Source organism: Paenibacillus sp. FSL H3-0286 (assembly GCF_045040705.1).
GTDB classification, from domain to species: Bacteria; Bacillota; Bacilli; order Paenibacillales; family Paenibacillaceae; genus Paenibacillus_AQ; species Paenibacillus_AQ odorifer.
The window spans coordinates 872,466-898,878 of record NZ_CP150285.1; the positions used below are offsets into that span (position 1 = coordinate 872,466).

The 26,413-nt window shown below is 43.1% G+C and carries 17 protein-coding genes and 1 riboswitch; of the genes, 15 read left to right on the top strand and 2 right to left on the bottom strand.

Annotation, left to right across the window (positions count from 1 at the left end; translation table 11 throughout):
* Positions 1-18: 18 nt before the first annotated feature.
* From MHB37_RS03830 to MHB37_RS03860, 7 genes are all read left to right on the top strand, one after another.
* Positions 19-1,899 (top strand): PAS domain S-box protein, encoded by a 1,881-nt coding sequence (locus tag MHB37_RS03830; RefSeq protein WP_076190118.1) that lies wholly within the window; start codon positions 19-21, stop codon positions 1,897-1,899.
* 233 nt (positions 1,900-2,132) lie between these two features.
* Positions 2,133-2,477 (top strand): YojF family protein, encoded by a 345-nt coding sequence (locus MHB37_RS03835; protein WP_076128602.1) that lies wholly within the window; start codon positions 2,133-2,135, stop codon positions 2,475-2,477.
* A 23-nt stretch (positions 2,478-2,500) separates the two neighbouring features.
* Positions 2,501-3,154: a bacillithiol biosynthesis deacetylase BshB2 gene (gene bshB2 / locus MHB37_RS03840; RefSeq protein ID WP_038574105.1), complete on the top strand. Its 654-nt coding sequence runs from the start codon at positions 2,501-2,503 to the stop codon at positions 3,152-3,154.
* 265 nt (positions 3,155-3,419) lie between these two features.
* Positions 3,420-4,223, top strand: coding sequence for a hypothetical protein (locus tag MHB37_RS03845; protein WP_076128604.1), 804 nt, complete (start codon positions 3,420-3,422; stop codon positions 4,221-4,223).
* Positions 4,224-4,322: 99 nt separating this feature from the next.
* On the top strand, positions 4,323-4,919 hold the full coding sequence (locus tag MHB37_RS03850) for a hypothetical protein (RefSeq protein WP_405168964.1): 597 nt from the start codon (positions 4,323-4,325) through the stop codon (positions 4,917-4,919).
* A 205-nt stretch (positions 4,920-5,124) separates the two neighbouring features.
* Positions 5,125-6,498, top strand: a complete 1,374-nt coding sequence (locus MHB37_RS03855; RefSeq protein WP_405168965.1) for a hypothetical protein — start codon at positions 5,125-5,127, stop codon at positions 6,496-6,498.
* An 82-nt stretch (positions 6,499-6,580) separates the two neighbouring features.
* Positions 6,581-7,237: a M48 family metallopeptidase gene (locus MHB37_RS03860; protein WP_038574107.1), complete on the top strand. Its 657-nt coding sequence runs from the start codon at positions 6,581-6,583 to the stop codon at positions 7,235-7,237.
* Positions 7,238-7,294: 57 nt separating this feature from the next.
* Here the strand turns inward: MHB37_RS03860 and MHB37_RS03865 are convergent, their stop codons facing one another.
* The gene (locus MHB37_RS03865) at positions 7,295-8,992 is read right to left on the bottom strand and encodes a PucR family transcriptional regulator (RefSeq protein WP_405168966.1); all 1,698 of its coding nucleotides are present in this window, start codon (positions 8,990-8,992) and stop codon (positions 7,295-7,297) included.
* A 541-nt stretch (positions 8,993-9,533) separates the two neighbouring features.
* Between MHB37_RS03865 and MHB37_RS03870 the strand changes: the two genes are divergently transcribed.
* The 7 genes from MHB37_RS03870 (at position 9,534) to MHB37_RS03900 (ending at position 17,916) form a co-directional block, all read left to right on the top strand.
* Positions 9,534-10,244, top strand: coding sequence for a DUF2877 domain-containing protein (locus MHB37_RS03870; RefSeq protein WP_339171410.1), 711 nt, complete (start codon positions 9,534-9,536; stop codon positions 10,242-10,244).
* Between the two features lie 3 nt (positions 10,245-10,247).
* The gene (gene fdrA, locus MHB37_RS03875) at positions 10,248-11,792 is read left to right on the top strand and encodes an acyl-CoA synthetase FdrA (RefSeq protein ID WP_076302916.1); all 1,545 of its coding nucleotides are present in this window, start codon (positions 10,248-10,250) and stop codon (positions 11,790-11,792) included.
* A gap of 1 nt (position 11,793) precedes the next feature.
* Positions 11,794-13,224 carry a DUF1116 domain-containing protein gene (locus tag MHB37_RS03880; protein ID WP_076098692.1) on the top strand — a complete coding sequence of 477 codons (1,431 nt, stop codon included), beginning with the start codon at positions 11,794-11,796 and terminating at the stop codon, positions 13,222-13,224.
* Between the two features lie 89 nt (positions 13,225-13,313).
* Complete coding sequence (locus MHB37_RS03885) at positions 13,314-14,855, top strand: hypothetical protein (RefSeq protein ID WP_036684876.1); 1,542 nt, start codon at positions 13,314-13,316, stop codon at positions 14,853-14,855.
* 34 nt (positions 14,856-14,889) lie between these two features.
* The gene (locus MHB37_RS03890; protein WP_076190123.1) at positions 14,890-16,155 is read left to right on the top strand and encodes a tetratricopeptide repeat protein; all 1,266 of its coding nucleotides are present in this window, start codon (positions 14,890-14,892) and stop codon (positions 16,153-16,155) included.
* A 36-nt stretch (positions 16,156-16,191) separates the two neighbouring features.
* Positions 16,192-17,142, top strand: a complete 951-nt coding sequence (arcC, locus tag MHB37_RS03895; protein ID WP_076128616.1) for a carbamate kinase — start codon at positions 16,192-16,194, stop codon at positions 17,140-17,142.
* A 192-nt stretch (positions 17,143-17,334) separates the two neighbouring features.
* The gene (locus MHB37_RS03900; protein WP_076190124.1) at positions 17,335-17,916 is read left to right on the top strand and encodes a hypothetical protein; all 582 of its coding nucleotides are present in this window, start codon (positions 17,335-17,337) and stop codon (positions 17,914-17,916) included.
* Positions 17,917-18,300: 384 nt separating this feature from the next.
* On the opposite strand, the gene MHB37_RS03905 is transcribed toward MHB37_RS03900, so the two are convergent.
* Positions 18,301-20,022: a cellulase family glycosylhydrolase gene (locus tag MHB37_RS03905; protein WP_076190126.1), complete on the bottom strand. Its 1,722-nt coding sequence runs from the start codon at positions 20,020-20,022 to the stop codon at positions 18,301-18,303.
* A gap of 341 nt (positions 20,023-20,363) precedes the next feature.
* A riboswitch (cobalamin riboswitch) is annotated at positions 20,364-20,565 on the top strand.
* Positions 20,566-20,727: 162 nt separating this feature from the next.
* On the opposite strand from MHB37_RS03905, the gene MHB37_RS03910 reads away from it, so the two are divergent.
* Positions 20,728-26,349 carry an S-layer homology domain-containing protein gene (locus tag MHB37_RS03910; RefSeq protein WP_405132570.1) on the top strand — a complete coding sequence of 1,874 codons (5,622 nt, stop codon included), beginning with the start codon at positions 20,728-20,730 and terminating at the stop codon, positions 26,347-26,349.
* Positions 26,350-26,413: the final 64 nt, after the last annotated feature.

Consider the following 26,413-nt stretch of genomic DNA (forward strand, 5'->3'; position numbering starts at 1 on the left):
TCATCCATGGAGGTCGCTATGCATCGCGTAAATCTAAACCAGGAACAATTCAACCAACAGGTGATTAATCACGCCTCCTTTGGGATCGCCCTTTTATCGCCAAATGGTTTGATTCTGACCGTAAACCCGGCCTTTGAGCAGACTTTTGGTTATTCCACTGAAGAGTTTGAGGGTATGCGGTTAGAAGACCTTTCTCACCCCGAGGATTTCGGCAACCTTCATGATTTAAAAGCAGTTTTGGGTGAGGAAACAGAAGTGCAGATGGAAAAGCAGTTTATCACAAAAAATGGAGATTATATTTGGGGACAGCTCACGCTCCACCTATTCAGCGACGAGTCGAACCAGCCAGCATACTTCATTTGCCAAATCGTTAACATTACAAAGCAAAAGGAATCCGAGCAACGCCTTCAGGAGTCTGTTGAACGGTATACGTCGCTTAAAAAATATAACCATGACGCCGTCATTTCCTTTGACCTTGACGGTCGAATCATTAACACCAATAGTATGGCGGAAAAGATAACGGGCTATGCCATCGAGTCCGAGTTGATCGGGATGAAGCTTGCGAGTCTGATTGGAGAAGAGAATGTCCAGCGCATTCTGGAAAGAGCCCTTTACGATAATACAGTTGAGCAGTATATCAATAAGCTTGTCACTAAGGACAGCGAAGTCGTTGAAGTGCTCACCAGTATTGCACCTATTTATGTGAACAATCATAATATCGGATTTTATCTTATATGCAAGGACATTTCCGAGCAAAGGCAATTGTCGCTAGCTAAGGAAGCCGCAGAGTCCACGAATAGAGCTAAAAGTGAGTTCCTGGCTATGATGAGTCATGAAATTCGCACTCCCATGAATGGGGTGATCGGCATGACTGATATTTTGCTTGAAACAGAGCTTAATGAAGAACAACGTGAATATGTAGAAATCATTCGCAAAAGCGGAGGAATCCTGCTCAATATAATTAATGATATCCTTGATCTTTCAAAAATTGAGGCAGGCCGAAGCGAGCTACAAGAGGATACATTCGATCTGCGAACTTGCCTCAAGGACAGCTTTTCTGTTATCGCAATAAAAGCTGAACAAAAAAATCTGGAGCTCACCAGCATCATAAATCATGACGTTCCTGACTTTATTTACGGTGACGAGGAACGCTTGAAGCAGGTGTTCTTGAACCTGCTAGGGAATGCTGTGAAATTCACACCCGCGGGCAGCATATCGGTAAAAGTGAGGCTTGTAAAGGAAGATCCCTTCCTGCTGGCTTTTACGGTAACCGATACTGGCATTGGAATTGATCCTGATCGACTTACTGATATTTTTGAACCGTTTGAGCAGGTGGATAGCTTTATGATGCGGAGACATGAAGGCACGGGTCTTGGCCTTGCCATCAGCCGCAGAATTGTCGAAATGATGGGTGGTGAGATCTATGCGGAGAGTGACGGCAAGAGCGGTACGTCGGTTACCTTCACAATCAGGCCCAAGAAATCAGTGGTAATCCCTAGCCAAGAGGCTAACATTAATAAGCTTCATACCGCACGTGAGGCAAGAATTTTACTTGCTGAAGACAACTCTATCAATGCGCTAGTGCTGACCAAAATACTCGAAAAAATGGGTCACAGCGTTATCGCCGTCACAAACGGCATAGATGCGGTTGAAGCAGCACGGAAAGAACCCTTTGATCTTATTTTATTGGATCTTCACATGCCCCTTATGAACGGTATAGAGGCTATGAAGATGTTAAGAGATGAGCATCAAGAGAAATGTCCGCCCATCATCGCGGTCACGGCTAATGCTTTGAAGGGTGACCGTGAAAACTGTCTAGCTGCCGGGATGGACGAGTATATCAGCAAGCCTGTAAAGCGTGAAGTCATCGTAAAGATGTTAGATCAGTTTGTGATCTAATATAAACAGCATAACCACTCAGTGATATTATCCCCTTCAGGTGAACAGTAAAAAGCCAGTCCATTACTGTTACACTTGGAGGGGATCGCTCTATCCATTGAATTACATAGCATTGCACGTTATACTTTGATGAGAAATACGGACCCGCTTATCATATAACAGATCCGTCCTTCTATAAGGTATGGATCTTATTTTTTGTATGTATATATTCAGTCAGAGACGGAGGCGCAACATTGCAGCTAATCAATCAATCGGAAGTACAAGATAGGATCGACCTGCTTAAAGATCAGGATCTATATATCCATCTTGAGATGACAACGGGAGCCTACGCTGCCCATTTAGATAGTTCGAAGCATCCAGCCGCTACTTTTATTACCAATGCTGTTATTCGATATTCCCATGGTTCGATTTCCGGCAACGGTCCTTATCGGGTCGGCTTAAAAATGTCGCAGGGCTGGGTTTACTCGGAAGGGCTAACTCACTATGAAGAGAGTGAGACAGGCAGATTGATTATGGCTGGACATGATGCTCAAGGCAAACTGATCGTATCGTTACAATTAAGCCGAGAGCCGTTCTAATGGAAGAGGAGATGAAGAGTTCTGTGGAAAAACATATTCTTGTTATTTTGCCACATCCGGATGATGAGGCCTTCGGTATATCAGGTACCCTTGCCAAACATATACAAAATGGGACCCAAGTTACCTACGCATGCCTAACGCTTGGAGAAATGGGCCGCAATATGGGCATCCCGCCCTTTGCGAATCGGGTAACCCTCCCGGAAATACGTAAGAAGGAGCTGGAGGAATCCTGCGAGGCTATTGGCATACAGGATTTAAGAATGCTTGGTTTTCACGACAAGACGATAGAATTCGAAGATCAAGTCTTGCTCGATGGGCAGATTGATGCGCTCTTGAAAGAGCTTAAACCTTCGTTGATCATCACTTTCTATCCAGGGTACAGCGTTCATCCTGATCACGATGCTACTGGAGCCGCAGTGATCCGAACCGTTGCAAGACTTCCAAAGGAAGAAAGACCTCCTGTTCACTGTATAGCTTTTGCTAATAATATTGTAGAGATTGGGGAGCCAAAGGTTATCAATGATGTGAGAGATTTCCTCAAGCACAAGATGGCGTCCATTCAGGCGCATCGTTCCCAATTCCAAGCTGCTGAGCTGTTGGGCAGCAAACCTTTAAATGATAAAGAGATCCAAGCTCGTTTTGGAACAGAACATTTCTGGATTTATCCGTTTGAATGATAATGATCTGCTAACTCATATTTACTATACAAAAGCTAAGTCCGGGCATATACGCTCGGACTTTTTTTGCTCATTTTCTACAAAAAATTCATTATTATGACGTTTTTTCTCGCTTACAATCGAATTATGATAGAGACCTTAGGTCTTTACTCCCTTTTTCAATATACATAACAAAGATCGGTGTTTTTTATTCACATGTATGGTAAGGTTTGGTAGGTTGGTCGACCAAACTAAATGCTTTTAAAAAGAGTAGAGGAGAGTTACATTGAAAAAGAGAATAATTTCAATTATGGTTGTTGCTATGCTTATTTTCATTCCAATAAATGCTGATGCAATGAACGTCAATCAAAATGAGACAGACTTTAAGGCTATTGTTGCTGGTATATCAGTTAATGAAACAGCGATCATGAGCATTGATGAGGTTCCTGAAATAACAATTAACTGGTTGCGTGAGCAAGGTGCAGCTGTCAATGAGGATAGTGCTATACAGTTTGTACCTGCTACTCAAAACATTGCAACAATGCGGAGTGGTGAAATAAATGGCGAAGCCATTCGTATTTGGAATGAATTGGATGACGGCGATATAAGTGTCAATACGATATTACCAATCTCACAAGCTAACATAATAAATAAGATAATTGAGGCCGGCAAGCCAACAGGAACACCGGGAACAGTCGGTTACGGATTGAGTTCTGTTAGTATATTTACTGCACATGCAGATGCGTATAACAACGTTACTTATATTCGCCCCTTGCGGCAAGAGGTTACGGCTTATGCAAACAACGGGTTCAATATTAATAATTTTACAGCTACCTGGGTTACTTTGGGTACTCTGCTGACCTATCCAGGATATACCGCTGCATCTGAAGCGAATGATTTTCCATTCAGGCATGAAATAGTTACAAGTGTCAGTTCACCAGTTATGGGTACAAAATATACAGGGTATAATGCATTAGGTAGTAATAGGGTATTTCTTGTAGGAGGGGGGCTCGCTTGGGCTTGCGGAGTGGTTTATGATATAAATGTAAACGGTAACATTCAACATTTTGAAGTTACCGGTATCTTGTAAAACATTTTGAAGATATTGTTTCTAAAAAGGTATAGTTAATAAGTGTTTTTCCTGAGATTTGTCATCTATTGATTTCGTCAGGTAAGGAGGTGTATCCGTTTGAGAAAATCATACTTCATTCTCATTTGTGGAATAGTCGTTCTTTCGCTGTTATCTACTGCATGCAGCAAGGATAAACCTAAGTATGCTGAGCTTTTCACACATGTGGAGAAGCATAGGGCTGTGTTCATGCAGCCGCGCGAAGAAGGGCTTGCTGCTTTAAAAATTACGGATGCCGTGGGTGAATACGATACAACTTTGGGTACAATCCTGCAAGATGATATCCTAACCGTCAATCAAATGGAGTTTATACAACAGGTTGTGGTAGATGTTAATACTAATAAAATCATAGGTTACCGGATAGGAACCGTTTTCCCTAGATCGGAAAGTGGCTTTCAAAATGCAAGAGAACTGGTGCGTGCTTTTCTGGATCATTACGAACCTGTGGAAGATGAAGAGACTGACAAAGTCGAGAAATCAGTCCAAACGATTGACAGGATGACTCTTCCGTTAAAGCCACTGGTAGGAAGTATTGAAGAATCATGGTCATACGGCAAGGGTGAGAATAAAATGCTCATCACCTACAAGATGACGAACAGTCTGGAAAGTGATGATGAATTGCCGATGAATTTTTATTTCAGCCATGAAGAGAAGTAGGGATGACAACAGAACAGCTTGGAACCCATTTTTTACAGGGTTCAGGCTGTTTTTTTATTTGTGTGAATTGATGGCCCTTGTGGCTTTGTTATTTCAAAGACAATATATGATTTACAAAAAAATTTCCAGAGACTATTATATTTCTATGCGTAATATTTTCCTTTTTTAACTAGATTATTGTAAGAATTTATCTTTGGAGGTTCAAATGAAAAAGCACGACAAAATCATTTCCTTCATCTTCATGTTCATTATGATGGTGACGGCTATTTTCTGGGTAAACTCGACCACTAGTTGGTCTATGATGGGTACCCTTGCTTCCGTGGCCTGTTTCGTACTTTTTGTATTATTGGGACTCCGCACTATACCTGTTTTGACAGATTTTGTTCTGACAAATCCAGCACCTGAAGTAACTCTGGAAAATAAAATACGGGACAGAAAGCAGGCTTGGCTATATATTATCGGCTGGGTAGTGGCTAGTCGAATTTTGCTTATGATTATCGGTTATATATTTTTGATCATACAGAATGGCTATTCCGGTGGTTTGTTTAACAAAATAGCTGAGACCTGGCATATATCAGGAATCGACGCTTCACATTATTTGGGCATCGCGGAGAATTGGTATGTGACGGAGGGAGATCCGAAATACCATATTGTATTTTTTCCTTTTTTTCCAAATCTAATTAAAGTAGTTCAGGTATTTGTAGGGAATTATCTCGTCGCTGGATTCATCGTTTCTAATATTTGCTCGCTTGTCGCTGCCTTGGTCGCCTATGAGCTTGCCGCACTAGACATGCATCGAAAGAGTGCTATGCGAGTAGTAAAGTATATTTTTATATTTCCGGCTGCGTTCTTTTTCTTCATCCCAATGACCGAATCTTTATTTCTGGCCTTATCGCTGTTGTGTTTATATTTTGTGAGAAAAAAAGAATGGCTCATCGGATGTTTATGCGGTGCACTTGCAGCGTATACGCGTTCTCCAGGGGTACTGTTGATTGTACCGGTTGCGATTGAATTTGCACGGGAACTTATCGGGAATTATAAATTACTAGAGAAAAAAGCGTTTATACATAAACTGACCACCGCCATTGGCTGTCTTGCTATCATATCGATGGGTTTGCTGGCTTATCTTTACATCAACTACTATGTTACGGGAAATGCTTTTCAGTTCAGTATTTACCAGAGAGAGCATTGGTCACAGAAGTTCTATCTCTTTTTCGATACCGTAAGATATCAGATGGAATATGCGGTGGGCACCTTTAAAAGTGGAGATAGCCGTTCTTTTCTCGGCATGTGGCTGCCTAATTTAATCGCTATATTCTCAGCACTAATTATCATGTTTATGGGAGCAAGAAAACTACGGCCATCCTACACTGCTTATTTTATCGTGTATTTTGCTTTCGTAGTGGGAGCTACCTGGCTGCTGTCAGCCCCGCGTTATTTGCTTGTTGCCTTTCCGCTAGCTTTTGCTGCCGTTGCGCTCACTAATGAAAAGCCGAAGGATGTTGCACTCACTGTTATATCTGTTGTGGGTAGTATACTGTACTTGGCAATGTTTGTAGCGGGATATCCGGTGTATTGAGGAATCGTGTTAAAATAGGAGAACGCGCCTAGGTGCGTTCTTCTTTTTTATTGCGAATAATCTTATAGAAACGATGGTGGGTATGAAGATTGATTACGACAATCAGGTGATCGAGTTTAATGTTCAATATGGAAACGGGAAAAAAATCTCCATTCATATAGATTCGTCAGGGCGCATAACACTCAAGGTACCTAAGAAAACATCTGAAGAGACGATTAAAAGTGTGGTTGAGCGTAATGGAAAAATGATTGTGGAGAAGCTGCAAAGTCTCGAAGCAGCTCGTGAAACGCCAAAGATGATCAGAGCGTACGAAGATGAAGGAAAGTTTCTGTATCTAGGCAAATATTATTCTCTGCATGAGCTTATAGAGACAGCGGAGCTAAGTGAAGAACAACTTCAGTTAAAGCTGAAAAAGTTCTATTTCTCTAGCTGCAAGAAGCTTATAGGAGAGCGGATCACTAGGTACCAGACGCAGCTTAGAGTAAAACCTAAGAGTATCGAGATTGTAGAGTCCAGGACCAAATGGGGAAGCTGCAGCTCCGATAAAAAGCTAACCTTTAACTATCGTCTGGCCATGGCTCCCGTGGAGGTTATCGATTATGTGATCATCCATGAGTTATGTCATTTGCTGCATATGAACCATGATCGCTCCTTTTGGCGACGGGTTGGAAGCCTAATGCCGGATTATAAGGAGAAGGAAGAATATTTAGCAAGATATGGACGGGCTATGACGTTATGAAAAAAGGGTATTCCAGTGCAACTAGAGTAATGGTTGCCGGGAATACCCTTCGTTATTTTAACCCCTTTGCAGCAATCGATAGAGGTTAAGTGCCAGTTGAATCTCGAATAACTCATCTGAGTTTTTCAGATCTATATTTAGCAAATCTTTGATTTTATCAATCCGGTAAATAAAGGTGTTGCGGTGAATAAACATCGCTTTGGCGGCTTCGGTTACATTCTGATTGTACATAAAATAATACTCCAAGGTAGACATGAATCTCGTGTTCATCGTCTGGTCATGTTCATGGATGCCTCCCAGAACTTTGTTAAAGAATGTCTCCATTTCCGTAGGCTTAATATTGGAATCCAAAAAATGATAGACAGAATAATCCTCGAAGTGAGCAATGCTCCGGCTGTCTTTATTAAACCGCTGCATGAGCCGCATAGCTTCCTGGGCCTCGAAGAAGCTTCGATGGAGCGAAGCAAGTGTCTTATACTGACTGCCAATGCCGATGAGAAAATGATTTTTAGTCATTTCCTGAGCCAGCAATTGCAGCACCTCTTGAGCAAAGGCTTTCGTATCGCTTACGGAAATTGGCGGTTTATTTTCATTTTTTCCGATCAAGATGATAATTTGCTGATTGCGATAGTAACAGATTAGCTCTCCACCTGCATTACTGGACAAGCCATAGATCAAATTGACACATTTTTTGACCATATGCTCCATTTCGTATTTTCTATAAACCATGTCCGTGTAGTTTTCCAGCTGTGTAGCTTCAATATGGATAACTGTACAGTAATACGCATAGTTAACTTTAAGCCCATGCATAGCAGATAGGGAATGCAGTGTTTCTGTTGAAGTAATATTGCCAGCTAATAAGTCGTCGAAGAAGTCCTGCCTAATTTTATGCTTTACCTCTTCGATTTCCTTGGCTTTGATCCGGTCCAGTGCAAGCATCGTGGATACATGCTCTAATGCGGTGTAGTCAAATTCAACCAGCTTGCGTACCGTTTGCAGAACGACGATATACGCGTAAGCGTTACTGGATACAGAAACCGGCATAATGCAGCACTTGTACGGCTGTCCCTGAGAATAGTAGGTGCGTTTGATGGATTTTTTGATTTCAGTAATATACTTTGGAAAAGCTACCGTGAACTCTTGTGGGAAAACTGGCCTGTTCTTCACCAGTGGCAGGAATTCCTGAAGTGGAGATGGGTTATCCTTATGATCTGTATAGCAGAGTAGGTTCCAGTCTCTATCTAATATAAGAACAGGGTTATGGATCGTGTCGGACAATTCCGCCGATATTTGCTCAATACCGCCTCCTTCGAGTGCGATTTTGAACAGCGCATTATGAAGGTCGAGCGAGCGTCGGTTCACAGCATCGTAATCCGCGTTGGTCTTTTCGTTAATGATCGCAATGACTCTGGACAAGGTGTATTCAAAAGGGAGCTCCAGTAGCGGGAGTCCATGCTTATCAGCAAGCTCGATCATATTCTGCGGGATAGCATCGAAATATCGCTTCATTTTGATGCAGAGTCCTGCACAGTTATTCTCCACCAGCTCATGAATGAATTTGTTCTGCAGCTCCGTGCTGTCTTTGAAGATATATCCGGTGGATAAAAGCAGCTCGTTCGAGGTCAGCCAGTCAAATACGTCCGGATTCTCGATGATATTAACTACGGAGATTTGATTGTTTAGGCCAGAATGCCCCGCAACGATCTTTATGCCTTCGATGGATTTGATTTGTAAGATATCTTTTATCGTTAGCATCAATTCACACCCCTTATCTTCACCCATTGTGCAATGTGCATAGTGATTACTTGTTGTTTTTAGTGTTCTTGTATGATGACCCCCAGTGTGCGGAGGACTACAATAAGGGTGTCAGGTAACGTTTATCCGTTAAACTGTGATATATTTCACAAAAATATCCTTTTTCACACAGAAAGCAGCTCAATCTTCATCATTCTTAGAATTTTATGAACTGAGTGTAACATCTTCTATCATTCATCATCAACCGTTACGGTTTTTTTATGAGAACGCTTTCTATATAGGATAACCTGACAGTAAGTGACCAAACCATTATCTACTTCCTTCTCAAGGGGGCGATCAAACGGAGCATTCTCAGAGCAAGTGTACCTCTTATTTAAAAGCTGGGATATCCAGTGATAGCGCGTTCTTTCATCGGATTCGAGAATCAAGATTTTTCGGAAATGTACACAGCATATTTGAGCGGACGATAAATGTAAGGTGCAAGGCAACTGATGAATTATATACCATTGCGAGCAGTAGGATAGATAATGCGCCTAATACTTTGATCACAGAGGTTAGTAGTTTTTCGGATCTTGGACTGGTTGTGGGAGATGAAGTTTTTGCGGAGAATGATCAATTATATATTGGCACTAAGCTTTCAATATCGATCAAGGAACTGACAGTTTGGCAGAGCTCTTTATCTATTTTTCCAATAGAAGTAAAGACGCTAAGAGATAATTTGGCTGCGGCAAGGGCTTTTATCAATAGCTATGGAAAAGCAGGCGGTATGAAGCAGTTTGCGGGTTCTAGCAGCTTTGAGAGAGAAACGATGCGGCTGCTGGAAGAGCGATCTTCAGGTCTTCTCAATGCCTTGGCGAATGACAGCATGGAAGAGGCTACTCATTATGCAATTCGACTAATGGGGTTAGGCTCAGGGCTGACTCCGTCGGGAGATGATTTTTTAGTTGGATTGTTTGCTGCGATCCATCTGCCTCAGAGTCCTATTAGTAAATATCAGCCGTGGTGCAGGGAAGTCGTGAACGATGCAGCTGAATTAACGAATGAAATAAGCTATATGGCTCTGAAAAAAGCGGCTTGGGGTCAGGTGAGAGAGTCAATGGGTCAGATGCTGCATTCGCTCATGTATGAGAGTAAGGAAAATATGCTTCTTGGCTTATCGGCAGTGCTGGATATAGGTTCTTCTTCCGGAACAGATATTGCCTTGGGGATCATTAGCGGTTTGAATCTTAATCTAGAACAACGTTGGAGGTAAGATATGTCGACTAAAATAGTAATTAAAAGAAACACATACTTTGATTCCGTCTCGCTCATGTCGTTGTCGACCAAAGCGAATCAAATAGAGGGTGTCGAACAAGCTTTTATCGCAATGGCTACTCAAATGAATAAAGAGGTATTAGCGAATGTAGGGCTGATAACCCCTGAGCTAGAGGAAGCTAAGAATAGTGACCTGATGATCGTAATCAAAGCAGCATCCCCTGAGCTGGCTGAAGTTGCCTTTGAAGCAATCGAAGAGCTGTTTATTAAAAAAGATAGTGCAGTTGGCGGTACAGAGCTTAAATATCCAACAATTGAGTCGGCAGTGAAGAATATGACAGCAGCTAATCTTGCAGTGATTTCAGTCAACGGAGCGTTTGCAGCCAGAGAAGCAAGAAAAGCGCTGGAGAATAATCTACATGTCATGATGTTCAGTGACAACGTAAGCGTAGAAGACGAAATTGAATTAAAAAAAATAGCACATGAGCGTGGATTGCTGATGATGGGGCCGGATTGCGGAACCGCGATCATTGGAAATATGGCCTTATGTTTTGCCAATAAGGTTCGTAAAGGCAATATCGGCATCGTGGGTGCATCCGGCACAGGAAGTCAGGAAATCAGCGTGCGGATTCACGATTTTGGCGGAGGCATCTCACAGTTGATTGGCACAGGCGGCAGAGACCTAAGTGAACGTGTCGGCGGAGTAATGATGCTTGATGCGATGAAAGCGCTTAACGAAGACGAAGCCACTAAGGTCATTGTGTTGATTTCCAAGCCACCCGCCAAAAGTGTGGAACAAAAAGTGCTGAATGAAATCAAAAATATGCATAAGCCTGTCGTGGTCTGCTTTATCGGAGGAACGGAGGAAGCTGTTCTGGAAGCAGGTGGACATTTTGCCAAAACAACCAAAGAGGCCGCGCTAAAGGCGGTAATTCTATCCGGCATTGATGAGAGTCAAATTGACAAGCATCCGCTAAACCTTCCGCTGATTGAGGAGATTAAGGTCAAGCTGAAGCCAGAACAGAAGTATATTCGCGGGTTATTCTGCGGCGGTACTTTATGTGATGAAGCAATGTATCTAGCGATGGAGAAATACGACGATGTCTATAGCAATATTCCAAAAGATCCGGAATATCAGCTGGGTGATATCCATATCAGCCAAGCGCATACGTTTATTGACTTTGGGGATGATGGGTTCACTAACGGCAAACCACATCCGATGATTGATCCTTCTTCACGGATTGCCAGATTCAAGCAGGAAGCAAAGGACCCGGCGGTGGGCGTGATCATTATGGATTTTGTATTAGGCTATGGATCGCATGAGGATCCAGTAGGTGTTATGGTGCCTGCAATTATTGAGGCTAAGCAAGCAGCGGAACAAGAAGGCAGACATTTGGAGATTGTCGGCTATGTACTTGGAACCGATCTGGATACACCTTTCGTCCAAGAACAGCTTGATAAGCTGGTATCCGCGGGCGTTACCTATGCAAGCAGTAATACGAATGCAGGACTTCTTGCCAGAGGTTTTGTAGAGAAGGGAGTATAACATGAGCAGAATCAATGAGTTATTTAAGAGTGAACTTCACGTTATCAATGTCGGCCTAGAAATGTTCAAGGATGATATCCTGAAGCAAAAAGGCAACGTAACCCATCTGGAATGGAAGCCACCTGGTGGAGGTAAGCCCGAATTAATTGCCGCACTGGATGCGTTAGAGCAAGAGGGGATTGCTGCAAAGATTGAGGCTGCCAACAAGCTGGCTGTAGAGCGAATCGTGAATTCACAACCGGTATTGGTTGGTTTTGATCAAGCGATCAATGTCGTACCAGGGATGACTAAGACTACGATATTACATGCAGGGCCTCCGATTACCTGGGATAAGATGAGTGGTCCCATGAAAGGTGCAGTTACCGGCGCTTTGGTCTTTGAGGGCTTGGCGAAGGATCTGGATGAAGCTGCCGAACTAGCGGCATCAGGTGAGATTACGTTCTCCCCTTGTCACGAGCATAATTGTGTGGGTTCCATGGCAGGGGTAACCTCAGCCTCTATGTTCATGCACATTGTAGAGAATAAAACGTATGGCAACATCGCTTATACGAACCTTAGTGAGCAACTGTCGAAAATCTTGCGGATGGGTGCAAACGATGAAACGGTCGTTGCCCGTTTGATCTGGATGAGAGATGTGCTTGGACCGATGCTGCGTGAGGCGATGAAGTTCTCTGAGAACGGCATTGATCTGCGGCTCATGTTATCACAGGCGCTCCATATGGGAGATGAATGCCATAACCGCAACAACGCTGGAACGACTCTTTTGATTCAGGCATTAACGCCGCTTATCCTGAGAACGGATTTTACTAATGAGCAGAAAATCGAAGTGTTCGATTTTGTGGCAATGAGTGATTATTTCTCCGGACCAACCTGGATGGCTCTTTGTAAATGTGCGCTTGATGCTGCCCATGGCATCGAGCATAGCACCATCGTAACAACGATGGCCCGCAATGGCGTGGAATTCGGTATTCGTGTCAGTGGAATGCCAGGCAATACCTGGTTTACCGGCCCTGCGCAAAAGGTTGTCGGACCGATGTTTGCAGGGTATAAGCCGGAAGATTCGGGACTCGATATCGGTGACAGTGCGATTACCGAAACGTATGGTATAGGTGGCTTCGCCATGGCAACCGCGCCGGCGATTGTAGCATTAGTTGGGGGAACCGTAGATGATGCCATGAACTATTCTGTGAAAATGAAGGAAATTACTACGACGGAGAATCCAAATGTGACGATTCCTTTGTTGAACTTCCGCGGAATTCCTACTGGAATCGATATTCGTAAAGTGGGTCAAACCAGCATTATGCCAGTGATCAACACGGCTATTGCCCATAAGGATCCAGGCATCGGAATGATTGGAGCCGGAATCACTCATCCTCCAATCGAGTGTTTCGAGCAAGCCATTCTCGCTTTTAGCCAGAGCATGCATTCATAGAACCACCCGCCCTTCAGGCCTATTCAAGGGCCTGAGGGCTTCATAAGCCATTGGTATGTAAGCGCTAACGATCTAGGGGGAGATTTATTATGGATCAAGTATTTATGAAGATGTTCTGGAAAAAGGGAGATTGGGCCGCGTTTTTCGGGCTGCTTGCTAACAATTTAACCAATCTGCTTACGATGATTTCATTGTTAATTTTTGTAGTAGGGTTTCCGGAAGGTATGGTTTACGGCAGAGTCGTTCCTGCGTTTGGACTCGCGATTTTTATCGCAAGTATTGCTTATGGCTGGTTTGGATATCAGCTAGCCAAAAAAACAGGCCGAACGGATATAACCGCATTACCTTCAGGACCTAGTGCTCCATCGATTTTTACGGTAACTTTTCTAGTGTTAATTCCCGTATTTAGAGAAACCAATGATGCATCATTTGCGCTGCAAATTGGTCTCGTATGGTGCCTGTTCGAAGCTTTGATCCTTATTGTCGGCTCATTTCTGGGAGATGTGCTGCGTAAGGTTATTCCAAGAACTGTACTTTTATCTTGTTTATCTGGACTTGGATTGTTATTGCTGGCTATGAACCCGATGCTGCAATCCTTCGAAACACCAGTGGTTGCTTTTGTTGTACTTGTGATCATCTTTATTAACTGGTTTGGCAAATCGCCGATATTCAAAAAAATTCCTACAGGATTCCTGCTGCTGATTGCTGGAACCGCGCTGGCTTGGATATTCGGCTTGCAGAATCCAGAAGCGATCACAACGGCTCTTTCAACACTGGGGTTTAATCCACCTGAGGTGCATATTACCAGCTTAATTCAAGGGATTCCGCATGCCTTGCCATACCTGGCTTCTGCAATTCCATTGGGACTGGCGAATTATATTTTTGACCTTGAAAATATTGAGAGCGCACATGCTGCGGGAGATCCTTATAACACTCGTAACGTCATGCTAACGAACGGGGTTGCTTCAAGTATTGGTGCTTTTACAGGTAATCCGTTCCCGGTAACTGTGTACATTGGTCATGCAGGCTGGAAATCTATTGGGGCTGGACTTGGTTATACCATAGCTTCTGGTTTCTCCATGTTAATTATTTGTCTCTTTGGCATAGGGGCACTGCTGTTGTCTATCATACCTGTTGTGGCGATTGTTCCGATTCTGGTCTATGTCGGGGTCGTTACGGCGAATCAGGTGGTTCGAGAGACACCTAAAAATGAAGTGCCCGTTATCTTTATCACCTTGTTCCCATGGATTGCTAACTGGGCTTTAACGCTTGCGAACAACATTTTTAATGCGGCTGAAACTTCGGCTTCTAAGGTGGGGATTGATCTCTTATTAAGTAAAGGGGTTTATTACAACGGCCTGATGCATTTAGGAAATGGTGCACCGCTTAGCAGCTTGATTTGGGGTTCCATCACTATTTTCTCTATCCTGAATAAACCACTGCGGGCTGCTGTCTTTGCTGTAATCGCGTCTGGTCTATCTTTATTTGGGATCATTCACGCGCCGACTGTTGGATTTGCTCAAGCTTCACTTATGCCGTTCGTATACGCCTATTTGATGGTTGCAGGATTATTTGTTTATAAGCATTTTTCAGACCTTCGTGACCCAGCGAACAAGCTGCAATCCGAATAAATAATTGATAAAAAGAAATAGGAGAGCTAAAGCCATGACTAATCAAACTCTGTCAGAAGATTTAATTCAAGCAGCGGATCGCGGGGATTTAGCTGCCGTAGAACAGCTTTTAGCTCGTGGTGCCGATGTTCATCATAAGGATGCCAGTGGTCGTACTGCGCTGATGGCGGCAACGCAAAAAAATCATATTCCTCTCGCTCAAAAGCTGATTGAAGCAGGCAGTGACGTGAATGCAAGAGATATCACTATGTTATCACCCTACCTGTGTGCCGGTGCCAATGGATTTCATGAGATTCTGTCTTTAACTCTTGCCGCAGGTGCGGATACAACCAGTGTAAATCGTTTTGGGGGAACTACACTGCTCCCCTCCAGCGAGAAGGGGTATCTAAGAACTGTTCAGAAATGCCTGGAAGCAGGTGTTGCAGTTAACCATATGAACAATCTGGGATGGTCTGCCTTGTTGGAGGCAGTAATTCTCGGGAATGGTGGCCGTTTATACTCTGATATTATTCAGTTGTTGGTGGATGCTGGAGCGGATGTTCAATTGCCGGATCGTGACGGCAAATCATCGTTGCAGCATGCAGAAGAGCTGGCACAGGAGAGGGTCATCCGTATTCTCAAAAAAGAAAAGCTAACGATTCATCCAAGTATTCAAAGCGCTCAAGAGCTAGCTCGGGCAGAGGATTTCCGGAAAGCAAGTTTGGTTATGGAACATGCAATGCAAGAGGACAGTAATAATTCAGACTTCTATTACTATAAAGGATACTTCTTAGGGGAACTCGGGAGATATGGGGAAGCTTTGGCAGCCTATCAACAGGCACTTACTATCGAACCGGATGACCTTGATTTCTATTTCTATACCGCAAATGCCTACCGAATGATGAAGCGATCCGAGCAAGCGTTAGCAGAGTATGATAAAGCGATAGAACGCGATCCTGGCGAAAGCTTCTTCCGCTATCATAAATCCAATTATTTAAGAGAGTTGGGCAGGCATGAGGAAGCGGTTAAAGTTATGGATCAGCTTCTGGAACAGCAGCCTGAACGGTATGATTTCTCGTTTCATAAGGCGAACAGCTTGAGATCACTTGGCCGGCATCAAGAGGCAGTTGAGGCGATTGAGAACGCAATTGCTAACGATCCGAGCAATCCTTTATATCATCATCATAAGGCACAGTCACTTGGTTTACTTGGTGATCATGAAATGGCCATTCAAGAAATAGATATTGCTATCAGCTATAATCCTGCCAATCCGGATTTTCACTTCGCGAAGGAACAATTTCAGCTGGCCCTTAAACGCTAATAAATGAGGATCAACTGATCCGTCAGGAGGAATGGAATGAGTAAATTTATAGTTGTAGCCATTGGCGGTAATTCATTGGTGAAAGACAATGGCCGCGATTCTATAGAGGATCAGTCTGAGGCAGTACGTGAAATTGCTGTCAATATCGCTGATCTGGTGCAAGCAGGCAACGATGTGGTGGTTACTCACGGCAACGGTCCACAGGTTGGATTCGAGCTGAGACGAAGCGAGGTGGCTTCGGAAGTCACTGGAATGGATGTTACTCCGCTGGTCAATTGCGTGGCGGGCACGCAAGGGGGCATAGGCTATTTAATTCAGCAGGCCTTAACAAATGAATTCATTCATCGCAGATTAGACAAAAAGGTTGCCACAGTCATTACTCAGGTCGAGGTTAGCAAAAATGATCCGAATTTTCAGTCTCCCTCGAAACCAGTGGGCTCCTTCTTCACGCTTGAGCAAGCAGAGGAGATGAAGCGTGCCAAGCCAGATTGGGTCATCATTGAGGATTCAGGTCGAGGTTACCGCCGTGTTGTTCCATCGCCTAAGCCGATTGATATCGTTGAAAAAGACGTCATTAAATCACTCATTGAGACGGGTTATGTGGTAATCGCTGTTGGCGGAGGCGGGATTCCTGTGATCAAAACCGAAAATAATACCTACGAAGGTATCGATGCGGTCATTGACAAAGACTTTGCTACAAGTCTGCTGGCCGAACAGATCGATGCAGAATCTCTTATCATTACAACAGGAGTTCCTCAGGTATGTGTGAATTTCGGTACGCCTGAGCAGAAGGCTCTTGAAGAAGTTACAGCGGCAGAAATGTTGGTATATGCGGAGCAGGGTCATTTTCCTGCTGGCAGTATGCAGCCTAAAATTGAAGCAAGTCTTGGCTTTTTGAAAAAAGAGGGACGCAGAGTTATCATTACCAATCCGGAAAATATGAAAGCTGCGATGAGCCAACAGGCTGGCACACATATTGTAAATTAATAGGATCTAATTTATCTCATCATTTCATGGAGACCGCCACTGATCTAAATCAGGGCGGTTTTTTGACATATTCATGAATTGTTATCTAACTGTTGCTTTCAGATGGCCATATTCTGGTGAATAAAAGGAAGATAAGAGGTAAAACTATGTCCACTATAGAGAAAAAAATACATTAAAATGCGGGGGTAAAAGATGATATCGAATAAAGGAACAACACAACGTTTTACCAGGGCTACAATTCTTTGTTGTATTTGTGCATGTACGGTATTGCTAAGTGGTTGCACTAAAGCAGCGGATGAGACTCAAGTGCCTACTCCAACAGCTCAAGTAGAAACTGCAGCACCTTCTGCAGAAGCAACTACACCTGTACCTACAAATAACGCAACAGATCAACCCCTAACATCTGCGTCACCCGGCTCAAATACTGGGAAACTTCCAGAGGGGGTTAGCATTCAGAGAGTTATCAAGGATGTTTCGTTAAAAGATAACTATCATAAAAAGGTTGAGCTGCTAACTGACGGAGGCAAGCGGGTCACCATCACAGATCCGAATCAAAAGATTGTTTTGCAGCAGATTGAATATGACGGAAGGATCACTGCGGTTAAGGGTAAGCAGGTTACTGTTCAAGTGGAGGGCGGTAAAGAGCAAACCTTAACGATTCCTGATCATATAGTCATTGAAGATGAAGACAAGCTCGGATTGAACAATGGCGTTGAAATCGAGTGGACGGTAAATGCAGACGGACAAATCGAAAGTGTGGAACTGGACGATTAAAAAATTACCGAGGTGAGCTGGATGAAATTTCTAATCGTACTTGGTAGTATTCTTGTTCCCATTGTTATGCTGATGTTACAGGGGAAATCGATAAAGTGGCGTATGGTTTTCAATGTTGTTTCGGTCTTAAGTACGATTATCTTTGGAAATATTTCTGCCTTGGCAATTTACGAAATATTAAGAGATCATGCTGTATTTATGACCTCGATCCATGCGATATTTTTAAATCCAATGTTTCTTATTACCGGAGCCTATCTTGGCGTTTATTTAATTTATCGGTTGATGATAATTTCGTATGACGAGGTTTATATGTGATCGGTGCAATACAAATAGGGATGTTCCTGCGAAGGACACCCCTATTTGTGTTGTTAACAGGACGGGGGGTTAAGAGGACTTTCCTACAACGTTTGTTCCGCTCTTCGTGATCTTGTAGGTGATGATATCACCATTCCAGAAGTGGAACTTCAGGATTACCTCGCCGTCTTTAACATCTTTAAAGAACGCGGGAAGCAGCTTGATTTCTTTAGTGTTATAAGAAGGTGAGAAGGTATTGCCGAATTCCTTAAATGGAGTCCAGTCCTGCGGACCTGCATTGCCACCAGCGGTATATACAGCTTCCATTGTGGCAAGCTGGTTACCATTAAAGGTGGTCGGAATGGCAAAGGATTCAGTCGTGCCTTTTGCATCGCTTAATTTAGCTGTGTCATACACAATCACCTTAAGTCTCCACGCAACACCCTTGTTGAATTTCAGAGTCAGCACGGCATTTTCACCGTATTTTTGGGAAGCTGTGAGCTTTTTAAGTTGGCTGGCTTTGAGGATGAGCTCCTCACCATTTAAGGTGTAATCTTTACCTTTGGTCAGATACTTTCCGTTGGCACTAATGGTGGTTAGCTTATTTCCGTTCAGGTTCAGCTTAACCTTGGTATCTTTGATTTGTGCACCTTTTTTTAGGTAGACCAAATCGCTTTCGGTGCTGGAGGAACGCTCCTTCAGACCAGACATTAATACATTGTGGAGTTCAGGGTCAGACCACTTATAAGTTTTACGGTTGAAATGCTGCCCGTTATCCCAGAGCATGGAAGTCATTTTCTTTTCTTTCAAATAATAAGTCAGATACTCGAAGAATTTAAGCTTCTCGCCCTGTTCAATCACACCCGTGTCTTTATCGAAACCTAATAAACCAAATTCGCCGACGATGACAGGGATGCCTTTAGCTACAAATGTATTGTAAACGTTATCAAAAGTTTGAGTGATATCATTTTTTGTATCTTTTTCAAATGTGGTGTAGCCGGCAATGTTCACACTAAACGGCCAGAAGCCATAGAAGTGAACGGTCGCAATAATATTTGGATCGTTCAGAGCCGTAATCGTCTTATAGAGATGATCCATTCTTGTTTGCGTAGGTGAAGACTCTAATGAAGGTAATACAAGTGGGCGGAGGTCGTTTTTCCCACCGGATTTCCGCACGATTTGATAGAAAGAGTTATTAAGTTCAGTAAGCATTTGCTCCATTTTTGCTTCGTCTGTGCTTCCACCATCGGTGAATCGAGGTTCATTTATGCTCTCGAACATCAGCTTATCGGATTTGTCCTTGAAGCGATCGGCAATTTGAGTCCAGGCTGCATTATAACGTGCCAGCGTTTCATCGTGTTTTTCTTCCATATGGCTTACCCATAGCCAGGAATCATGGTGGACATTAATCATGACATAAAGCTTGGCGTCCAGTGCCCAGCCGACAACTTCTTCCACACGGTCGAGGTAGGCCTTTTCTAGGGTATAGTCTGGTGCCGCACCCATGTGAGTATCCCAGGTCACAGGAATCCGAATGCTTTTATAGCCTTGAGCGGCGATCTTTTTAATAAGATCTTGGGTCACACGTGGATTGCCCCAGGAGGTTTCATCCTCACCTGTAGCATCTAAAGTATTGCCAAGGTTCCATCCGGGCTGCATTTCGTCTACATAGGATTGGATCTTACTCTTTGGCGCTGCCTTAGCTTGTTGCTCGTCCTTAGTTGCAGCTGCGGCCATGGATGAGAACAGAGAGAGCAGAAGAGCGGTGACAAGTGTCAATGATAAGAAGGATTTCTGGATTCGCGTAGTCATTGAATTCTCCTTTGTGAGATAAATTTAGGATGCTTGGACCTGGCTTTGACGCTGTACTTGGTGGTTAAATGAACGCAAACACCTCCAGTTTTATTTTGTAAACGCTTTCTGAATATACCCTAACATAGAATACACTTAGCGAGTACCTTACTAATTTGTGGTAAATTCATATAAGAATTAGTGATTTAAATTAATTTGCCCCACAGTTGGATAAAGAAATTATTTGAATAACCCTACTCGTAGAAATTGGTTATTCAATAGGATTATCTCTAGCTGCCCGTTATACAAAAAAGAAATATAACATGACAAAAGCATATATATTAGTTATGATGAAGCATGAAAATTTAAAATTAGAAATAGGTGCCAACTATGAATGTTGCGGAAGTACAATCATAGATTGGTTAAATGGAAAGCGGGTGTGAATCCCGCGCGGTCCCGCCGCTGTGAAAGAGGAGTCCTTGCAAAATGCCACTGGGAAACTGGGAAGGCAGCAAGGGTGATGATACTTGAGCCAGAATATCTGCCTTTTTCTGTTACACCATCAAACTCTACGATCGATAGAGAGGTGCTTGAATAGTGTTTGCCAGCTATTATTGTGGTTCACTATCTTAACCTCTTGACGTTTATGTTGAGTGGTTTTTTTGTGGTTATGAGAAAGTTTATTCTGTTTTTTATCATAGGTATGAAGGGAAGGGTTATGGAAAAATGAAGAAAAATAAGTTTTTAGCGTGGTTACTTATTGTAGCTGTATTTATTACGACATTCTCTACAAGTGTAATCCCGGCTCAAGCAGATGGAGCAAGCTCTACCCTTAAAGGGTATGTATCTGTATCCGTAGAGAAATTCACCTTAGGCCAAGGGTATATTAAGGAACCTATTAAAGTTCCGATTTATGAAGGCGATAATGGCGCATCTTTAATAACACGTGCGCTAGGTGATGGGAATTATAGATATTTAGGAAATATAGATAGTGGTTTTTATTTATCAGAAGTTAAAGATAGTGGCAGAAGCGAAGTCAATATTCCACAATATATTTTAGATATGATTTCAGCCGATGGGAATACAGTCGGCACTAAAGCAGACCCAGATTGGTTAAGTCAGTTTGACTACACCTCCATGTCGGGTTGGATGTATGCAGTAAATAATGTGTTTCCTCCGTTTGGGATGACCGATTATAAGCCTCAAGACGGTGACATCATTCGAACTCAGTTCACCACTTATGGCTATGGTTCTGATCTTGGCGGCTGGGGGGAAATCCCAGTTCAACTTGCCAATAAGGATGCTTTAACTGCGGAAATCGCCGAGATTAATAGTGCCCCTAATAAAGAAACTATTTTGGACAGACCAGTAGTGCAATCGGCAGTTTATGAAGCCTATTCCGTGCTCGAAAACATGGCAAGCTCTCAAATAAGTGTAGATCATGCGCTTGTCGGTCTTAATAATGCATTAGACATTGAACCCCCTGTTATTACAGTAAGTGGCATACAAGATAAACAGGAAGTATCCAATAAAGAAATAAGCTTCAAAGTAGCTGTCACAGACAATGTATATAGTGACATTACTCCAGAAGTGAAGCTGAATGGAGTTACTTTATCACCCGCAAATGGGGAGTACAAAGCTACTCTGAATTCAGGCATTAATGCAATTGCTGTAACGGCTCTTGACGGAGCTGGAAACAAAACAAATGTAACTTATCAGGTTACTTACAAACTGGAAACTACAGTTGCCGTCAAACAACAGTTAGATAAAAACCTTGCTTATATTTTAAATACTGTAAAGAATCCAACGTTTGGAACAGGCAGCGGAGAATGGTCGATCCTTTCTCTGGCACGGGCGAACTATACAGTACCTAACGGTTATTATGATCTCTATTACAATAATGTAGCTACGAAAATAGCATCAATCATTAAAGAGGATGGAAAACTCGACGCCAATAAAAGCACAGAGAATTCCAGAGCGATTCTAGGACTTACCTCTATCGGAAAAGATATCACAAATGTTGCGGGATATGATCTGAGAAAAGCACTCGCTGATTATCAATATATCCAAAAGCAAGGCAATAATGGTCCGATTTTTGCTCTGATTGCGCTAGATAGCCATAACTATGAGATTCCTGTAGTTGATGGAGTTACAGAACAGACCACAAGAGAAAAACTAGTTCAGTATATTTTAGATAAAGAGGTTAAAAAAGGTACAGCAGAAGCTGGTGGCTGGGCATTAGGCGTAACCAAAGCCGATGTCGATATGACTGCGATGGCGATGCAAGCTCTTGCACCTTATTATGCAACCCGTGATGATGTAAAAGCTGCCGTGGATCGGGCCATCCAATGGCTGTCCGATAACCAAAACAATCAAGGCGGATTTACAAGCTGGGGAAGCACTAGCAGCGAGAGTATCTCGCAGGTAATTGTAGCCTTAACTGGTGTAGGCGTAGATCCGCACACTGACGCTAGATTTGTTAAAAGTGGAAATTCGCTTATTGATGCATTACTTAGCTTTGCTGCACCTGAGGGTGGATTTAAGCATATCCTCACAGGCAAAGTAGACAATATGGCAACGGACCAAGGTACGTATGCTCTTGTGTCCTATGATCGTCTGCTCAATCATAGCAACCGTCTCTTTGATATGAATGATGTGCAATTAGAACAACCTACTGCTGTTGTAGCCAAACAACAATTAAATAAAAGCCTTGCCTATATTCTAAACACTGTAAAGACCCCGTCGTTTGGAACAGGCAGCGGAGAATGGTCGATCCTTTCTCTGGCACGGGCGAACTATACAGTACCTAACGGTTATTATGATCTCTATTACAATAATGTAGCTACGAAAATAGCATCAATCATTAAAGAGGATGGAAAACTCGACGCCAATAAAAGCACAGAGAATTCCAGAGCGATTCTAGGACTTACCTCTATCGGAAAAGATATCACAAATGTTGCGGGATATGATCTGAGAAAAGCACTCGCTGATTATCAATATATCCAAAAGCAAGGCAATAATGGTCCGATTTTTGCTCTGATCGCGTTAGATAGCCATAACTATGAGATCCCTGTAGTTGATGGAGTTACAGAACAGACCACAAGAGAAAAACTAGTTCAGTACATTTTAGATAAAGAGGTTAAAAAAGGTACAGCAGAAGCTGGTGGCTGGGCATTAGGCGTAACCAAAGCCGATGTCGATATGACTGCGATGGCGATGCAAGCTCTTGCACCTTATTATGCAACCCGTGATGATGTAAAAGCTGCCGTGGATCGGGCCATCCAATGGCTGTCCGATAACCAAAACAATCAAGGCGGATTTACAAGCTGGGGAAGCACTAGCAGCGAGAGTATCTCGCAGGTAATTGTAGCCTTAACTGGTGTAGGTGTAGATCCGCACACTGACGCTAGATTTGTTAAAAGTGGAAATTCGCTTATTGATGCATTACTTAGCTTTGCTGCACCTGAGGGTGGATTTAAGCATATCCTCACAGGCAAAGTAGACAATATGGCAACGGACCAAGGTACGTATGCACTTGTGTCCTATGATCGTCTGATCAATCATAGCAACCGTCTCTTTGATATGAATGATGTGAAACTGGAACAACCAGAAGAACCGGGGCCTGGGCAACCAGAGGGTCCGAAAGAACTTCCGTTACCTTCTGGGGAGAACCCGAAAGTTGAAATCCCAAATGACGCTAATGATTATATCGTTCCGATCAGCACTGGAGATAGCAACAAAGAAATCACAGTAGCTATTTCGGAAGAAAATCAATCGAAGGTTAGTGTCAATTTACCAAGTAACAGCGACCTTCCTCAGATAGAGGCCATAAAAGGTAACGTATCTGTAGTCATTCCTAAGGGTGCAAAAGTTACAAGTGGGGATGCCTCTGCGATTGAACTGATTTCAGCTTTAACCGGTGCAGAATCTGCACTAAAAGATAGTGTGAATCAGATTATTCCTGGGGACAAGAAGCTTGATAACATTCTTCAAGCATTTTCCATGGGTGGTAGTGCAAGAGTAGAATTCAGTCAATTTATTACGTTAACCTTTAAGGACCTTAAAGGAAAAGAAGCTGCTTATATTCAAAATGGCACCCCTCATGCCATTCAAAAATTTGCAAGTGATGACTTAGGTTTTGCAAGCGGTAAGTCTGAGTATGCCTATGATAGTGGAAATGACTTAATTGTAAAAACCAATCACTTCACTGACTACATTGCGTATGCTTCCAGTGCAGTACAAACACCTGGCGGCGACGGTGGTAATGGTAATGGCGACGGTGGTAGCGGAAATGGTGAAGGAAATGGCGGCAACAATGGTGGCAACAATGGTGGCGAAACCACTCCATCGAAACCATATGTAACCCTGTCCGTGGATAAGCTTACAATTAATAAGGGATATGTTGTTCCATCTGTACAGGTAGAGCTCCAATCTGGTGACACGGTGTGGTCTGTACTAAAAAGAACATTAGATAGCCGCGGTATCGAATATCGAGATTCTTGGAGCGGTAAATATGGAAGTGTGTATGTAGAATCGATCGCAGGCGATGGAGAATTTGACCATGGCAGCGGCAGTGGATGGATGTATAATGTGAATGGAGTCTATCCTGATTATGGTGCATCTTCATATAAACTAAGTGCCGGGGAAAGAATTCAGTGGCGTTATACTACGAATTTGGGTGTGGATCTAAATGCACCGATACCAACTACAAGCCCTACTCCAACCCCAACGCCTAAGCCTGGTGCTACTCCTGCTCCTGGTGGGGGAGCTAATCCGGAAGCCGGCGTTGATCCAAATGTGAGTCCATCTCCAACAGTGACTCCTAAGGATCCTAACCAGACAAATGATATTAAACAACTGTATACAGATGCTGATAAGATCTCTTCCTGGGCTTATTCAGCGATTGAAACAGCTACAGTAAAAGGATATATCCAAGGTAATAATGGTCAGGTGAATCCGAAAGCTTATATCACAAGAGCGGAGTTCACTAAGATTCTGGTTTCTGCATTAGAACTTGATATTAAGAGTGATAAAGGTATTACCTATAAGGATGTCGCTCTAGGCGATTGGTTCTATCCATATGTGAATGCTGCGCATAAGGCAGGTCTAATCACAGGCTTTAATAATGAATTTAAGCCAAATGACAAGATTACTCGTGAGCAGATGGCAGCAATTATCGTCAGAGCATTGGCCATCCCGGCGACGAAGCCAGGAACAGCGATTAAAGATATCAACACCGTATCGGCATGGGCCAAAGCAGATGTAGAGACCGTTGTTGCGACTGGTTTGATGTTAGGTGATGATAATCAATTTAAACCTAAAGAGCTTGTAACTAGAGAAATGGCGGCTGTTGTAGCTACTAGAACCCATGATTATAAGAGTGGGAACAAAGTGGTTAGTCCGACTATTCAGAATAAAGCAGTTAGTTCTTATATTCAGAACACAGCTGCCTTTTTGCAAAAAACAGTAACAAACCCGGTTATCTCCTCGGTTGGCGGGGACTGGACAGTGTTCGGGCTGGCACGTTCAGGCGTGAAGGTTCCAGATAGTTATTACACTAAGTACTACGCGAATGTAGAAGCAACTCTTAAAGAAAAAGCTGGGAAGCTGCATAGCGTAAAATATACGGAATATGATAGAGTTATTTTGGCATTAACTTCAATCAACAAAAATATTGATAAAGTGGCGGGTTATAACCTACTGGAACCGCTCGCGGATTTTGATACTGTAATTAAGCAAGGTATTAATGGACCTGTGTTTGCTCTCATTGCACTGGACAGTAATCATTACGACATTCCAGTGGTTAAGGGTGTAAAGACGCAGACGACTAGAGAGCTGCTCATTGATTATATTTTGGGCAGAGAGATCAGCGGCGGTGGATGGGCACTAGGCAGTAATGCTACAGCGGCTGATCCAGATATCACGGGGATGGTCATTCAAGGCTTAACGCCTTATTACAAAACCAACGCCAAAGTAACAGCTGCTGTGGACCGGGGGATTGCTTGGTTATCCAAAACACAGACTGCAGACGGTGGTTTTGCAAGCTGGGAATCTACAAATTCCGAAAGCATCGCTCAGGTGATTGTAGCTTTAACTGGCCTTGGTATTGACCCGCATAAGGATTCCAGATTTATTAAAAATGGACATTCCGCAGTAGACGCATTGCTTAGTTTTGCTGCACCTGAAGGTGGCTTTTATCACGTGAAGCAGGGTGGAGTAGGCAATGGAGGCGCGCAACCAGGAGAAGTAGATCTTATGGCTACGGATCAGGCGATGTATGCACTGGTTTCCTATGATCGGCTCGTTAATGGCCAGACACGTCTTTATGATATGACTGACGTCAAATAGAATTTTATTTAGAGAGATAAGCAAGGGTAGCGTGTATACCCTTGCTTATTATTTAAGGTGGGAC

Coding starts and splice junctions, on each gene's coding strand:
- MHB37_RS03830 (WP_076190118.1), top strand. CDS start 19: ATGCATCGCGTAAATCTAAACCAGGAACAATTCAACCAACAGGTGATT.
- MHB37_RS03855 (WP_405168965.1), top strand. CDS start 5,125: ATGAAAAAGCACGACAAAATCATTTCCTTCATCTTCATGTTCATTATG.
- MHB37_RS03860 (WP_038574107.1), top strand. CDS start 6,581: ATGAAGATTGATTACGACAATCAGGTGATCGAGTTTAATGTTCAATAT.
- MHB37_RS03865 (WP_405168966.1), bottom strand. CDS start 8,992: ATGCTAACGATAAAAGATATCTTACAAATCAAATCCATCGAAGGCATA.
- fdrA (WP_076302916.1), top strand. CDS start 10,248: ATGTCGACTAAAATAGTAATTAAAAGAAACACATACTTTGATTCCGTC.
- MHB37_RS03880 (WP_076098692.1), top strand. CDS start 11,794: ATGAGCAGAATCAATGAGTTATTTAAGAGTGAACTTCACGTTATCAAT.
- MHB37_RS03885 (WP_036684876.1), top strand. CDS start 13,314: ATGGATCAAGTATTTATGAAGATGTTCTGGAAAAAGGGAGATTGGGCC.
- MHB37_RS03890 (WP_076190123.1), top strand. CDS start 14,890: ATGACTAATCAAACTCTGTCAGAAGATTTAATTCAAGCAGCGGATCGC.
- arcC (WP_076128616.1), top strand. CDS start 16,192: ATGAGTAAATTTATAGTTGTAGCCATTGGCGGTAATTCATTGGTGAAA.
- MHB37_RS03900 (WP_076190124.1), top strand. CDS start 17,335: ATGATATCGAATAAAGGAACAACACAACGTTTTACCAGGGCTACAATT.
- MHB37_RS03905 (WP_076190126.1), bottom strand. CDS start 20,022: ATGACTACGCGAATCCAGAAATCCTTCTTATCATTGACACTTGTCACC.
- MHB37_RS03910 (WP_405132570.1), top strand. CDS start 20,728: ATGAAGAAAAATAAGTTTTTAGCGTGGTTACTTATTGTAGCTGTATTT.